Here is a 15,453-nt window from a genome sequence, read left to right on the forward strand (position 1 = left end):
GCGTTAAGACGATTTACGCACCCTCAAGTACCATTCGCTGAGTAAGCGCACTTGTTTTTCCGTATAGCCTTTTTCAATCATCCGGTCGATAAATTGTTCATGTTTTTTCTGGTCTTCGGGTGAAGCTTTGGCGTTGAAAGAAATCACCGGCAGCAGATCTTCGGTGGTCGAAAACATTTTCTTTTCGATCACAGTGCGCAGTTTCTCATAACTTGTCCAGGCCGGATATTTACCGCCGTTTTTGGCGCGAGCTCGTAACACAAAGTTAACGATTTCGTTACGGAAATCTTTGGGATTGCTGATGCCGGCCGGTTTTTCGATTTTTTCCAGCTCATCGTTCAAGGCGCTCCGGTCGAACATTTCGCCGGTATCCGGATCGCGGTAATTAGTATCTTGTATCCAATAATCGGCATAGGTCACATAACGATCGAAGATATTTTGTCCGTATTCCGAATAAGATTGGAGATAAGCGGTTTGAATTTCCTTGCCGATAAAATCAATGTATTTTTGCGTCAAATGACCTTTCAGATAAGACAAGTACTTGTCTTCGACATCGGCCGGAAATTGCTCGCGTTCGATTTGCTGCTCAAGGACATACAAAAGATGAACCGGATTGGCCGCGACTTCGGTATTGTCGAAGTTGAATACCTTGGACAGAATCTTGAAAGCGAACCGTGTGGAAAGACCGGTCATGCCTTCATCGACGCCGGCGAAATCGCGGTATTCTTGATAAGACTTCGCATGCGGATCGGTATCTTTGAGATTCTCGCCGTTATAAACCCGCATCTTGGAAAAGATATTGGAGTTTTCCGGCTCTTTCAAGCGGGATAACACTGCAAATTGTGCCATCATTTCCAAGGTGCCGGGTGCGCACGGCGCATCATGCAAGGAACTGTTTTCCAGCAGTTTATCGTAGATTTTGATTTCTTCCGAAACGCGCAAGCAATAAGGCACTTTGACAATATAAATCCGGTCGAGAAAGGCCTCATTGTTTTTATTGTTCCTGAACGCTTGCCACTCCGATTCGTTCGAGTGGGCCAGAATAATGCCCTGAAACGGTATCGCCGGAAACCCTTCCGTGCCTTTGTAATTACCTTCCTGCGTTGCGGTCAGCAGCGGGTGCAACACCTTGATCGGCGCCTTGAACATTTCCACGAATTCCAGCAAACCTTGGTTGGCACGGCACAAGCCCCCCGAGTAACTGTAGGCATCGGGATCGTCTTGAGAATACAGTTCCAGTTTACGGATGTCGACTTTGCCGACCAGCGATGAAATATCTTGATTGTTTTCATCGCCCGGCTCGGTTTTGGCTACGGCAATCTGTTTAAGAATAGAAGGACGGATCCGAACGACTCTAAATTGGCGTATATCACCGTTGAATTCATGAAGTCGTTTCGTCGCCCAAGGCGACATGATGGTATTGAGATAACGGCCGGGGATGCTGTAGTCTTTTTCAAGAATATCGCCGTCTTCATCGGCATTGAAAAGCCCCAATGGCGATTCGAATACCGGCGAACCTTTAATCGCGTAAAACGGCGCTTTTTCCATCAATGCTTTTAGCCGTTCGGCCAGCGAAGATTTACCACCACCGACCGGACCGAGCAAATAAAGAATCTGTTTCTTTTCTTCCAGGCCCTGAGCCGCATGACGGAAGAATGCGACTATTTGCTCGATGACCTCTTCCATTCCGTAAAATTCGCGGAAGGCGGGATAAATTTTTATGACCTTATTGGAAAATATTCGGCTAAGTCTGGGATCATTATGCGTATCCAATAATTCAGGCTCGCCGATAGCAGCCAGCATCCGCTCGGCCGGGCTTGCATAGGTCAACGGGTCTTTTTTGCAAAGCTCCAAGTATTCCGGAAGAGTCAATTCTTCGTCCTTTAATTCCTCGTATTTTGCTGTATAACGCTCAAATATACTCATCACAACCCCACAATGATTAATTACTTCTTATACCCGTCGTAGATCAAAATTCGGTGCCTGGGTGTCCGCTAAAGGACGCCGTGAATACGTCCATGTAGGCTCTATGCCAGCTCCATGCTGGCAAAGCCTTTATCGGACACCCAGGCGCCTCCTCTGGCACTGCCAAAATTTGAAGTGCTAAAAGTATACCTTTAGTTAGACCATGGATGCGCTCATTGTCTCCAAAGTCACACGAAACATTAGACGTAATTATTCACCCCCCTATCGTTCCCACGCTCTGCGTGGGAATGAAGACCGAGACGCTCTAGCGTCTCGTACCGCTGGAGCGGTACTCAGGCATTCCCACGCAGAGCGTGGGAACGATAATTGCCGGGGGACTGAATAGTTACCATTAAGACTACGAATTTATGTTTTTAAGTGTCTTTAGGTTTAAACAGTATTTTTTACTAGAAGTTTCGTTTGCTATGCAGCTGTCGACTCATTATGCCAAATGTTTCTCGTTTTACTATAGCAATTCAATTACCGAAACCGGCTAAGTGAAATCGGAGATTTTTTGGTTAGACAAGTTCTAGGATAGGGAGTTACAGGTGAAGTGAAATTAATAAAAGCTATGTTTGCGTTAATAGTTGACTCAAAGTCAGCAGAAACCAAAGGATATAGCTTTAAATAATTTGCTTTTTTCAATATTGAGCGAATTGTTGAAAGGAGGGTATGGTTGCTCGATTGACAGGTGTCTGCGAAAGGGCAGATTTTGCTCCTCAGCAATTGCTGATTTTAGAAGGCTTTTTTAGTTCTAATTCGGTGTTTTTCCATCTTTCGATAAAGCGTCATTCTCGAACATTGCAATTGTTCGGCGGCTTTGCTTTTATTCCAATTCGTTGCATTTAAAGCGGCCAACAGGCTCTCGCGTTCGCGATCGCTTTGATCTGAAAATGCCTTAGCCATTTCGCCGCCACGAATCGGTTCCGGCAAATCGCTCCGGGAAATTCGTTCATAGGGAGAATCTATAAAAACGGTTTCCAAGACGTTTTTTAATTCGCGTATATTGCCCGGCCAATGGTAATCGAATAAAGCCTCTAAGGCTTCGATACTAAAGCCGACCAAACTTAATCCAAATTGCTGATTGAATTGTTTGAGATAAAAATTAAGTAGTTCCGGAATATCTTCTTTGCGCTCTCGTAACGGTGGCAAATGGACTCGGGCGATATTGAGACGAAAGTAAAGATCGTCCCTAAACTCTTTTGCCAGCATCATTTTTTCCAAATGCCGATTAGTCGCGGCGATTATTCGAATATCGAGAGCAACGCTTTGTTTAGCACCTAACGGATAAACCTCCTTGCTTTCCAGAACGCGGAGTATTTTGGCTTGCGCGTAGGGGCTCATATCCCCGATTTCGTCGAAAAAGACCGTGCCGCCATCCGCCATTTTCAATTTTCCTGCGTAGGCGGTTTGCGCGCCGGTGAATGCTCCTTTTTCGTAACCGAATAATTCGCTTTCCAATAAACTATCGGGTAAGGCCGCGCAATTAATCGCGATAAAGGGTTTACGCGAGCGTTGACTATCACCGTGGATGAATTTTGCAACGAGCTCCTTTCCGGTTCCCGTCTCGCCAGTAATCAGCACATGACTATCGACATGAGCGACTTTTTGTAAATAGGTTTTTACCTTTTGCATCGAATGGCTACTTCCGATGAAAGGATGATGAAGGACGGACTTTAAAGCCTGAGTGCTAGAAACCTTTGATGCCCGGGGGCTTAACAATTTAGTAACCGAATTAATCAAGTCTCGACCGGAAAATGGATATTCAAAATAATCCTTAATGCCCATGCGTAATGCCGAAATAGCAAGCCTTTCGGATCCTCGCGTCGTAACCAAGATAACCGGAAATCTCCGGTCTTTGTCATGAATGGATTCAACAATTGCAAGCGTATCGACACCGTCCTGACAAGGAGATTCGAGGATCAGCAATTGTGGCATCGTTGCTTGGAAGTATTTCAACACTTCCTGACAAGTCATAGCTTCGACCAATTCGACTGTTTGATGATGTAAAACGGTCTGTATCGATTGCTTTAGCTCATGACTCTGAACAGCGAATAAAATAATTGGTTTATTCATCGAACTCCCCATTCTGATCGCAATTGATTTAAGAGCGGATGCACATCGAAGTCTTTTATAAAATCATCGCGAAATACTCGAACACTATTCGAAATAGTAGCTGAATTTACGAATATCGACAGACTCAAAAGTCGCTTGTTAGCCCTGGAATGCCGATGCGTTGAATTCGCACGGCATTGCTGCCTTCTTGATAAGCTGGAAGCGTGCCTTCCTGTCGCCAAAGTCTAAAAGCAAGCGCGTAAGATAATACTCGAATCGGATAATCCCTCGGCAAATGCTGAAGATACGGCTGAATTGTCGTAAAGTCGGTGACGCCGTATTTCTGCATGATAAAACGCAGACCGCCATTGGCCGGGCCTATGTTGTAGGCCAATAGCCCTAACAACAAATCGCCGTGCATTTCGTCCAAATAGTATTTAAAGGTTGCTGCCGCAAGGTAAGCATTATAACGATCGTCGATAATCGAGCGCTTTTGTCCGGAGAAATGTTTTTGCGCTTCGTTTTCGACGACTTTCGGCACCCGGGTAATTTGAAACAAACCACGGCCGCCATCCGAACTATTCCGAGGGAGAAAAGATGATTCCGCCGCCGCAATGCCCAACAATAAATCGGGATCGATTTGGAAACGCCCCGCGGCATCCTCAACAAGGAGACTGTATTTTTCTCCTCGAGCCACCATTTGCCGCATAGCACCAACCCCTTGACGGCGATACGCGGCATAAACCTGATGCGCAAGCGTCACCCTTCGTACTTCTTGTTTTCCGCCGACCAGCATCCGGAAATGATTGAAAGCCAACGCAAATCGATCATCCATGACCCATATGCCGGAACCGATCGCTAACATTACCGAAATCACGGGCATTAAAATCACGGTCCTGCCTTGTAAGCTGCGCCGAAGCTTCCACCAAAACAAGAACAAAAACGAAGCGAATAGAATTAAGACCAGTACCCCTATAGCAAATGGCAAGAGACTGGTAAGAAATCGAGTTCCACTGAAGCGTTCTGCCGAATAGCCTAGCAGCACGATAATCGCTGATACAAGCGTAATGCTTAAACCGGCCAATTCAATAACCGCCAAGATTAATTTATGCTTGAAGCTATCCGGAAATGTAACGTTTTTTTTCTTAGCGGATCTAACGGAACGACGAACTTTTTGCTTAGGCTGTCGTCGCGTATTGTTTTTTGGCTTGTTACGCTTTGATTTTATAGTGGAAGTAGTCAACGATTAAGAAACAAACAAATCATTTTAACGATGAAAACAGATTGATTAGAAGGCTCAACACAAGGCTGACAACTATCATCGACGTGATAGGAATAAATATAGATCGCTTCTCATCAACGATTTTGATATCGCCCGGCAAATTACCGAACCAACTGATCAATCCGGGCGCGTAACTAATGAGCAAGCCTAATACCAATAAAAAACCACCTATCATTATCAATAACTTACCCATAAATTACCCCGTAATGAATTCAATCGAAAAAACGTTTACAAAGTAACTATCCATTCCCCCGGAAATTATCGTTCCCACGCTCTGCGCTCATCGTTATACATAAGTCAAAAATTACCGTTTTGCAATCTTAGCCAATGAGACCTCGATACCCTTTATTGTCACTTAACATTAGCGGATCACCTAACGCTAGACGAACCGCGTAGGGTACGCTGTGCGTACCATGGTAACCCCGCGATATTCATGTGCCAACCGAACCGCCAGGGCACGGCTTTGGTACGCGCAGCGTACCCTACAATTTATGTATAACGATGAGTGCTCTGCGTGGGAATGCCTGAGTACCGCTCCAGCGGTACGAGACGCTAGAGCGTCTCGGTCTTCATTCCCACGCCGGAGCGTGGGAACGATAGGGGGTGTGAATAATTACTTTACAAATGCCGCTCGATATCATGCGCTCTTAATCCCCAAGCCAAAAGATTTTCAATGCGATGATTCGCACTTTTCATGCGTTCAGTCAAAATAACGAATAGCTTCTTATAAAACAAATAACCGAGATCGGGATGCTTTTCAAAATACTCATTTAATTTATCACCGACAATTTCCCAAGCACAACCTTCGGAAATCGCCGTAACGGTTGCGGTCCGCCTATGAATCTCATGAAGACAACTTTCGCCGAAAATATCGCCTTCCTTAAGATCGCAAAATCCGGCCTGAAGCTGTTTTTTTTGCTCTAGGCCAACCAGTCCGGTTACCCGCAAGCTACCCTTTTCAATCACAAACAAGGTATTGCCGATATCGCTCTCTTTCACCAACACATCCTGTGCCTTGAATGCATGACGAAACCATGCATCGCCTTCTTTAAATTCCGGGTCGGCTAATATTTCTTTTAACGTTTGATTCACTAGTATACCTACTAAGTAGTGTGTTAATTATCTGTTTATCATTATACCTAAAAAAAAAGAGCAGTTGAGAACCTCAAACTACCGTTCGACCTGAGCCCCCTTCGGCTGCGCTTAGGAGAGACCTGTCGGGTAAAGGGTAATTTAAGGCTTCAGCAAGCCGGTGAAAGTGTTGTAGACCTTTAATGCTTCGACTTGGCTTAGGATTTGGTAATAAATGTTCTTGCCTAATTAATTTAGGCAAAATCGACATCGATTCAATTCTTTTTTATTTTTCAATAATCGTATAACCTATTCTTCAAATACTCGACACGGCCGAAACTTAATTTAGGAAACGATTGACTTCCAGTCTTATCGGATTCGTCGAAAAGCTAAACGGTTTATTAATTTTTATCCAAACCGTCAGCACTCGAGATTAAATCGTGCCGCCTCGAACACAGCCAGTCTGAAACCTTGCCGGAGCCTACCATGATCTTATCAGCCGCACCCATCCAAAATAGTCCGAGTAGCACCGAAGAACACGAAGGGCTACAGCATATCAATCTTAAACTAGCCGCACTTAATCAACCCACTTGTGAAGCCGAAGGCGATCGGCAATATCTAAAAATCGCAGATAGCTTATTAAAGAATTATTCGCAGCAACGCCGTCTATTAGCCAATTACCGTTGCCCAGCGGATCAACGAATACAAGACTTTTTAAACGCTTACCTCCTCGAAAATAACGTCGACGTTTCAGTTCAATTACCCGGAGAAACATTTATTCTCGAGCGAAAAGGACAAGCCCGGGAATTATCGCTGCCTTATCATCATAACGAGTTTCACTCCGCTTATGTCGACTCCTATCGTGTTTTACAAGGCGTCTTGCATAATCCACAAAACGATCGACGGACAACTAAAGGGGTCTTTCATATAGTTGCAGGCGGACTTCCCGTGCCGGGAGATAAAAGCGAAGTACCGGTAAACGCCTATGCCGCGTTATTACAACATGCGTTGACTCCACCAAGCGATCTACTTCGCCTGCCTTTCACAAGCCTACAAAATAAGCCGGCCACGCTTTGGGTCTCGTTATTATTGAGACCGATCGTTCGTCCAGCAATCGAACCGATAAGCCCAGTTAAAACCATGGAAACCCGTTTTTTCGCACCGGGCGGATTGGTCGCTAACTTGGATTTCGTCGAATCGATCTTCGGCAATGCCGGCGATCCTTTCTTGCCGGAGAACGATGCGGCACTCGATATCGAACATTGGACCGGACATACCGGTTGCATTATTCTAGCCCCGCATTTGGTGCATTGCCGGAAAAAAGATATCGGCCTTCCCCATTATGATGATGCAAGCGAACGCCAACGCAAGGACGGTATGTTCTGGCAGCATGAAGACGAACTTTACAACGACGGCAAACCGTTTAAATTGGTTTGTCGCAATATGCAAGGCGTCGTCGTCACCTTAATCGCCGACAATTATTTCGGTTACAGCAAAAAAGAGATCAAATCTCAAATTAGCTATTCGGCTAATCTCTTCGGCGACTGCGAGGAAGAACATGCCGGCGGCGCATTGGCATTCCCCAGAATGAACCTTGGCGACATTTATCTACCGCATGGCAGCGATCTCGATAGACGCTATTCGTTCGATAAGTTATGCGAACAATTATCACCGATGATTGACAGAAAGAATGAAGGTTACGCCGTCGACAACAATTTTCCGGAGATCATATACATTCCGGCAGCAGCCGAGATCAATGTGCAGCAGCAACAAATCAGTTGGCTGCAAAATGGTCGCCCGCAATCCCTCAAGTTGCTTGCCAAACACACGTACATCTATCCAAACGGTTTCAAAGTCCATATGGAACGCCATCCTCACGCCCCGAGTTGGCGTTTGGTGGGCACTTTAGCGGAAGGAACATTCTGCCATAAACCCAGCACGGTTTCCGGCGGCGGTAAATCGGAAATTTCCAAATCCATAGCCGGCGCGGTCATTTCGGGCACTATTTTTGTCGAAGACTTCGAAAAAGACATGGATATCGTCGAGTCCATTTTTAAACACGATTATTCGACCCGTTTCCGCGACCCGGACCGACACGGCAGCGATCAACGCAATCTGCTCAGCAATCAACGTACCCTAGGTTCGGTCATCAAGCTATTAACGCCTTCGTTCACCGACTATTCCGATGCTTATAACGAATGGCTGGAGCAAATTCCTCAGCATATTTGGGCAATTGTGCTGATTATTAAACGCTTTTACCACGAGGAATGGGGTGATGATTGGCGCGATCATTTTTCAGTGGACGTGGTCAATAGCTACCCCGGCAATGAACTGAAATACCAAGGGCGCAAACTAATCGCCAGTTACCTTCGAGTTGGCTTCGATTCGAACGGTGCCTGGCGTGTTTTCAAACTCCGCCAAGATTTTATCGCTTCGGCTAAAGTTCAGATGGAAGACGACATCAGTGCGTCGACGGTAGTGCCTTCTAAACGACTCACGGGGCTCGACCCCGATTATCGAAATCCTTCCGTAAAATTAGTCGACAATTGCGAGCAAAGTTTTTTCCAGCGCCCCGACGATGCCATCCATCGAGGCAGCGATTTACAAACTGAGCGTGATTTATCGGGAGGCAATAATTTCATCTCCAACTTCCAACCCTTAACAACGCAAGATGCACGCGATCTAATTGAAGATATCATTCACTTCGAAGAATTCAGCGAGCCGATGTGTAAATTGATCGAGCGAGCCGCCGAAGGTCAGGAAGATGAGTTTTTCGTCTCATCGGCACATCCGAGATTGGTCGACGGAAAGCCCAGCCAAAATGTACGCTATCTGCAAGTACGGCCCGATATCGCCGATCCGAGAATGCGCTATATCGCTGAAATTTCGACTCGTCTGGCTAGAGGCCTCAATGCCGATCAAGCGGTACATTTTCCGGTCAATGCGGTTCTTCCCGGACGCCGCAACAATCCGCAAGATTTAGCCGCCGGCATCCGACCTTTGGCTGTTTACAACCCCATCCATTATCAAGAGTTACCGGAATTGTTCATGGATTTTGTATGCAGTCTAACCGGCAAATCTCCTTCCACGACGGGAGCCGGGTCGGAAGGCGCATTGACCAAAGGGCCGTTCAATGCCTTGAGCACGACCGCCGATCTAAATACTGCACTGGTCTCGTTCATCTTATGCGGCTACGACGGCTTTTCGACTGCGGCCGGTTACATCGGAACTCAGCGTAGAATCGATCACGACATCAGTCTGTTGATTCCGGAAATCTGGTCGCGTCTACCTGTCGCCGAACGCGATGCGCGCTATCTGATCGAAAACGGCCATCTCGAAAAACTGGAAGATTTCGAATACGAAGGCAGAACCGTATACGCAAGCCGGCTAGGATACCGAATAACCGAGCGTTTCGTGCATACCAACTTCGGTAAAGTCTTCGATTATCCGACAGCGGTTTTTGACGAAGCGATGCTAAAACCTGAAACCCAAGATCTTGCCGCTTTTGTCGACGGCATCGATAACGTCTATGAAACGCAACAACGGGTGGCTCTAATTTATTTTCAGGACGGCACGATAAACGATGCCTGCCCACCTCTTAAAGCCCTATTACATGTCATGGCTTATGGACACTTTGAAGGCAAAACTATCGACAACTCGGCGATTCGAGATTTATTTACACGAGAATCGCTACTGGCTAGCGATTGGTATCGTGAGCGACTCTCCATCAAGCACCAGCGTGATTTGGCCTTATGGCAACGTCATCGCGACATAATTACAGAACGCTTAAACGAAACAGAAAACAGCGATTCATCCGAATATTCGAAACTGGAAGTGAAGCTTGAGAAAACTGAAGCCATGCTTGCCGAATTAAGCCAATCGGGTTATTCGGAAAGTTTAATCGGCACATTAGGCGCAGACTGGGTGCATCACTGAGTTTCAGTTCTTGGAGTTTAATTGTACTCCCTTTATACTCAAAAAATAGCTAACTTTGTTAAGGTATGGTGTGTGGCTAGAGAGGATGTCGGCAGCAGGGATCACTGCCGTCAAGCCCCCATGGATGAGTTTACCCAGCATCTAAATTCCATAGGTCATTGGCAATGATTTAAAATCATGGCAAATTTAGGTGATGGGTTCACGGCGTTCCTCGATAGACACATCCCATACCTTTTATTCTTAGACGGTTTTTCGATCAAAAGGGAGCATCTGAGCGAAAAAACGTTTACATTTAGGGGCGTGGGGTTCGTCGAAAGGCAACTCCGTCGCCATAAACTTAGGGCGAACGATTTTTCAGCATGAATGGAGTAAGCATATCCATCATTCTGCATTAAAGAGAGGAAGGTTTATGATTGGCACTATTGTCGCGTTAGCAATTGCCTATTGGTATTATCGAGACGCCGAAGCTAAGGGTCGCAATCCTTTAAAAACGGCAGGTTTGGGCTTTTTGTTCTATTTGATACCTGCCGTTTTGTGGACTTGGTTGGTAACACCGAGTCTTCGCGATGCCGCTACTCATAACCCCACAGGCTTATATGTTTTCGTATATAGCTACACCTACATATTGGTCGGAATTGCTTGTGCCGCTTGGGTAAAATGGAAGCATTTCAATTAAAAATAATTGATATTTCCTTGCATGATTAAGCGACACATCTTAAGCATGAGTCAAGCCTTTACTCTACGGTGACCAAAACTCGGCACCGAAGTTCCTGTCTGAGGACCCGGCACCGAATTCGACCAGCTAAGGGTATAAGACACCCGACTCAAAATCCGCATCAAACAAAAATGATCAAACCCAAGTTACTCGCTAAATTAATCGATGAATTAAACGGCATCGTACCGGAAGCCGATCATTTCAATCTCTTCGAACTGCACGGATTTTTTTATGCAATGGCCATCACACCTCCATCGATCCTACCCGAACAATGGGAAAACTCCCTTTTTTACCATCGTACGCCCGATTTCGAGCTGAAGCACATCGAAAACCTAATGTCGGCTGCATTCGATGTATACGACGCTTACGTACAATTGCGAGTCTCAGGGCAACTTAAGTTTCCATTCGATATTGAAAATCTCAAAGGAAAACAATTCGATTGGGTCCAACAGTGGTGTATCGGTTTTTGGACCGGATTAGCGCTCTGCAAGGAGTTTTGGTTAGGCGATGAAGGCGATACCGCTAATGCCGACGCTTATTGGGACGATATTGCACGAAACGCGCGCCTGTTTGAAGTGTTGATCACCCGCGATTTTTCAAAGTTTCCGAATATCGAACAAACCAAAGCTCAAATCATCGAGGAAGGCATAGAACCGACCGATGACCATCTATTTGCCCGACTGTTCGAAATGCTCCCCTTCTCGGTTGAAAACTTGCAGCATGTCATCGATGACATAGAAGCCGAATTAGAGGAGAAAAAAACGTTGGGGCAGCCCTCCTCTAAACCGAAAATCGGCCGCAACGCCCCTTGTCCGTGCGGCAGCGGCAAAAAACTCAAGAATTGTTGCTTGTCTTGAAACGGAACCTTCCGCCAGAGTTAAACCTAATAACTACTCGCAACAAGCATCCAAAAAAGAGGTCAGGTTAGATTAATAATCTAACCTGACCCTGAGGTATCCCCACGAAATAGCCAAATAAAACAATTTACTATGGCTGAAAATTGATAGATATATTGATTTTTTTCATCGTTCCTACGCTCTGCGCTCATCGTTATACACAAATATCGGTACACTTGCTAAACAAAGGTCATCGTATACCTGGGAACGGTGTTGTTTGATAAATCTGCGGATATTGAACATCAGTGGCTTCGAAATCGCGATCTGGGGATCGCTCCCACAGAGCATTCGGGAGCGACGCCTTCGTCGCGATTTCGAAGCCAGGTACGTTAATCAACAATAAAGGGTATCGAGGTCACATTCGCCAAGCTGGCAAGACGGTATCTACGACTTATGTAACGGCGAGCGCAGAGCATGGGAACGAGCGTTTTGTGGGGATACCTCTGACCCCTTTTTCTTCTTTTTCTAACCTGCCCCCTTTTTCTTTTTTGAATTTAAACACTGTCGCATACACTGCTGGTTGACAAAAAAAGATCGAGCAGTACATTAGCTCATGAAGTAACGGCTTTGACTGTTCTTATCGATTGTAATTACTTACACTATTAACTGATTCCAAATGCCATCTTCATTAAAAAAAAATCACCAGGCTACAGCGGAAATTTCGCGGCAAAAATTAATCGCAGACTACATTCGTGTCCGCAATATCAGTCTTCAAATTTGTGCGCCGTTAATGGCCGATGATTATCAAATTCAAAGCGGCATTGAGATTAGTCCGCCAAAATGGCATTTAGCTCATGTGACCTGGTTCTTTGAAACCTTTCTATTGGAAGCATTCGAGTCGGAATATCGCCCTATCGACCCCCAATACTCTTATTTATTTAACTCTTATTATCAAACGGTTGGCGCTATTCATGCCCGGGCGAAACGCGGCTTATTGTCACGTCCGACGATTGAACAAGTGTTTCATTACCGTTCTGAAATTGATAAGCGCATCGTTGATTTTATAGACAACCTCGACGAATCCCAGTGGAAACAAGCTGCTTTTCGTCTAACTCTGGGCTTACACCACGAACAGCAGCACCAGGAATTGCTGTTCATGGATATCAAGCACAATTTTTGGAATAATCCCTTAAAACCGCGTTATCTGGAGCGCTCCCAACCGACTATTAAAATGACCGAAAAATTGGATTGGGAACAAAGGCCAAGCGGCGTGGTAAAGATAGGAACAGATAATAATGATGACTTTACCTTTGATAACGAGAAGCCTTGTCACCAAGTTTGGTTAGAACCGCACCGTTTAAGTTCTCGACTGGTCACAAACAACGAATTTCTCGACTTCATGGAAGACGGAGGCTACTCCAAATCTGAGTTGTGGTTATCCGATGGCTGGAGCCACATCCAGAATACCCAATGGAAATCTCCGCTTTATTGGGAAAACCATGATGGTTTATGGCTTGAATTTACCCTTCATGGACTTGAGACTATGAACCCGTCCGCCCCTGTTTCTCATATCAGTTATTACGAAGCAGACGCATATGCACGATGGGCAGGCAAACGGCTGCCATCGGAAGCCGAAATTGAAACAAAGTTGCTGGAAATACCTGTAACTGGCCATTTTAGTGAAAGCGGCATTTTTCACCCGCAAGCAGGCAAAGGTCAATTTTACGGTTCGTTATGGGAGTGGACCGCATCCCCCTATCTGGCTTATCCTCGCTTTAAACCGCTCGAAGGCAGCATGGGTGAATACAACGGTAAATTCATGTGCAACCAATGGGTCTTGCGAGGTGGATCCTGTGTTACACCAGAAGATCATATCCGTCCAACATATCGCAATTTTTTCTACCCACATGATCGCTGGCAATTTTCCGGCATCCGTTTAGCGGACGACCTATGAATATATTAAGCCAAAAAGTTAGTTTCCACGATTTTGAACCCGAACAGGAAACCTTTCGTGAAGCAGTTCTTAAAGGTCTATCCCGCAGACAAAAACAAATACCGCCTAAGTTTTTTTATGATGAAATCGGATCTCAATTGTTTGAAGCAATCCTGGAACAGCCGGAATATTACATCCCTAATGTTGAACGTGACTTGTTAACAACTTACGCGGATGAAATTAGCCGTCTTATTGAGCCGGGATCGGTATTGATCGAACCCGGAAGCGGAAGTTGCGAGAAAGTACAATTACTGCTGGAAAGTCTGCTTCCTTCCGCCTATGTACCGATGGATATTTCCCGTGAGTTTCTCAAGCAATCGGCCTACGGTTTAAGTCATAAGTATCCCTGGTTACCGATTTATCCTGCCTGCCTCGATTTTACTCAACGGATGCTATTACCTCATGGTATTCCGCATGGCAGGCGTGTCGTATTCATTCCGGGATCTAGTTTGGGTAATTTTGACCCGCTAGAAGTTCAGCATTTTCTGACCGGTATACACCGGCTAACCGGCAATGGTGGTGGTTTACTTGTCGGGCTTGATCGCAAAAAGGATCCTTCCGTCTTGAATGCAGCCTACAATGATGCTGCCGGCATCACCGCAGAGTTCAATCTCAACCTGCTCACCCGTATCAATAATGAACTAGAAGGCAATTTTAACTTCGACTGCTTCGAACATCGTGCTTATTACAACGATCAGCGAGGTCGTATTGAAATGCACCTGGTCAGTAGCGAAGATCAGCAGGTTAGTATTTCAGGCCAAGACTTCCGCTTCATAAACGGCGAATACATTCATACCGAGAATTCCTACAAATACAGTCCTGATGAATTCATTACCCTGGCTAATGCCAGCGGTTTCAGATTGATCAAAACATGGTCTGATAACCAGCATCTTTTCAGTGTTTACTTTCTTGAAGCCGTTTAAAAACCTAATAAATAAACACAACAAGGAGCAAAATCATGAAAGCTATCTGGAACGATGTCATCATTGCCGAAAGCGATGACACAGTAATGGTCGAGGGCAATCATTATTTTCCTGCCGATTCGGTCAAAGCCCAATTCCTAAAAGAAAGCAGCACGAACACCTTCTGTACATGGAAAGGTAAAGCCAGCTATTACGATCTCTGCGTAAACGATGCGATTAATCGCGACGCTGCCTGGTTTTATCCCGATCCAAAACCGGAAGCGTTAAACATTAAAAACCACGTCGCTTTCTGGCGAGGAGTAGAAGTTATTCAATAATAAAGGTAATTATTCGCCCCCTATCGTTCCCACGCTCCGGCGCTCGTCTTTATACATAAGTATAAATATATCTAATTGTGCAAAAAGTAGCGACCGAGCGCTAAATGGTTGTGTTGTCCGGAAAGGCTATTGGTGTTTGAGCGTTACTGGCTTCGATAGTCGCGGCGAAGGCGTCGCTCCCACAGAGAGCGGCGGACGCTCTATGGGAGCGATCCCCTGATCGCAATCTCGAAAGTGTTAAGTAACAATAAATGGTATCGAGGTCTCATTGGTTAAGGTTGCAAAAGGGTTATTTTTGACTTATGTATAAAGCTGAGCGCTCCGGCGTGGGAACGATAAAAAAATGCGGAGAACGCTCTT

General features: G+C 45.5%; 11 protein-coding genes. 6 read left to right on the forward strand and 5 right to left on the reverse strand.

Annotated elements, in window-relative coordinates; genetic code table 11:
* Nucleotides 1-3: 3 nt before the first annotated feature.
* The 5 genes from ACRJJO_RS11625 to ACRJJO_RS11645 form a co-directional block, all read right to left on the reverse strand.
* Nucleotides 4-1,926: a PrkA family serine protein kinase gene (locus ACRJJO_RS11625; protein WP_431065901.1), complete on the reverse strand. Its 1,923-nt coding sequence runs from the start codon at nucleotides 1,924-1,926 to the stop codon at nucleotides 4-6.
* A 774-nt stretch (nucleotides 1,927-2,700) separates the two neighbouring features.
* Nucleotides 2,701-4,041 (reverse strand): sigma 54-interacting transcriptional regulator, encoded by a 1,341-nt coding sequence (locus tag ACRJJO_RS11630; RefSeq protein WP_431065902.1) that lies wholly within the window; start codon nucleotides 4,039-4,041, stop codon nucleotides 2,701-2,703.
* A 124-nt stretch (nucleotides 4,042-4,165) separates the two neighbouring features.
* Entirely contained in the window at nucleotides 4,166-5,119 is a 954-nt protein-coding gene (locus ACRJJO_RS11635) for a transglycosylase SLT domain-containing protein (RefSeq protein ID WP_431065903.1), read from the reverse strand.
* A gap of 163 nt (nucleotides 5,120-5,282) precedes the next feature.
* On the reverse strand, nucleotides 5,283-5,495 hold the full coding sequence (locus tag ACRJJO_RS11640) for a DUF2905 domain-containing protein (protein ID WP_404355133.1): 213 nt from the start codon (nucleotides 5,493-5,495) through the stop codon (nucleotides 5,283-5,285).
* Nucleotides 5,496-5,920: 425 nt separating this feature from the next.
* On the reverse strand, nucleotides 5,921-6,394 hold the full coding sequence (locus ACRJJO_RS11645) for a Crp/Fnr family transcriptional regulator (RefSeq protein WP_431065904.1): 474 nt from the start codon (nucleotides 6,392-6,394) through the stop codon (nucleotides 5,921-5,923).
* A 465-nt stretch (nucleotides 6,395-6,859) separates the two neighbouring features.
* Here ACRJJO_RS11645 and ACRJJO_RS11650 point away from each other — a divergent pair, with 465 nt between their 5' ends.
* The 6 genes from ACRJJO_RS11650 to ACRJJO_RS11675 all read left to right on the forward strand — a co-directional run bounded on the left by ACRJJO_RS11650 (nucleotide 6,860) and on the right by ACRJJO_RS11675 (nucleotide 15,093).
* Complete coding sequence (locus tag ACRJJO_RS11650) at nucleotides 6,860-10,309, forward strand: hypothetical protein (RefSeq protein WP_431065905.1); 3,450 nt, start codon at nucleotides 6,860-6,862, stop codon at nucleotides 10,307-10,309.
* Between the two features lie 409 nt (nucleotides 10,310-10,718).
* Nucleotides 10,719-10,985: a hypothetical protein gene (locus ACRJJO_RS11655; RefSeq protein WP_431065906.1), complete on the forward strand. Its 267-nt coding sequence runs from the start codon at nucleotides 10,719-10,721 to the stop codon at nucleotides 10,983-10,985.
* A 170-nt stretch (nucleotides 10,986-11,155) separates the two neighbouring features.
* Nucleotides 11,156-11,881: a UPF0149 family protein gene (locus tag ACRJJO_RS11660; protein ID WP_431065907.1), complete on the forward strand. Its 726-nt coding sequence runs from the start codon at nucleotides 11,156-11,158 to the stop codon at nucleotides 11,879-11,881.
* 655 nt (nucleotides 11,882-12,536) lie between these two features.
* A complete protein-coding gene (gene egtB, locus ACRJJO_RS11665; protein ID WP_431065908.1) occupies nucleotides 12,537-13,814 on the forward strand; it encodes an ergothioneine biosynthesis protein EgtB in 1,278 nt (425 codons plus the stop codon).
* Nucleotides 13,811-14,776: an L-histidine N(alpha)-methyltransferase gene (gene egtD, locus ACRJJO_RS11670; RefSeq protein WP_431065909.1), complete on the forward strand. Its 966-nt coding sequence runs from the start codon at nucleotides 13,811-13,813 to the stop codon at nucleotides 14,774-14,776. The genes egtB and egtD overlap by 4 nt, the downstream gene beginning before the upstream one ends.
* A gap of 35 nt (nucleotides 14,777-14,811) precedes the next feature.
* Nucleotides 14,812-15,093 carry a DUF427 domain-containing protein gene (locus ACRJJO_RS11675; RefSeq protein WP_431065910.1) on the forward strand — a complete coding sequence of 94 codons (282 nt, stop codon included), beginning with the start codon at nucleotides 14,812-14,814 and terminating at the stop codon, nucleotides 15,091-15,093.
* Nucleotides 15,094-15,453 lie beyond the last annotated feature (360 nt).

The sequence above is a fragment of the Methylotuvimicrobium sp. genome, assembly GCF_050611805.1.
Taxonomy (GTDB): domain Bacteria; phylum Pseudomonadota; class Gammaproteobacteria; order Methylococcales; family Methylomonadaceae; genus Methylotuvimicrobium.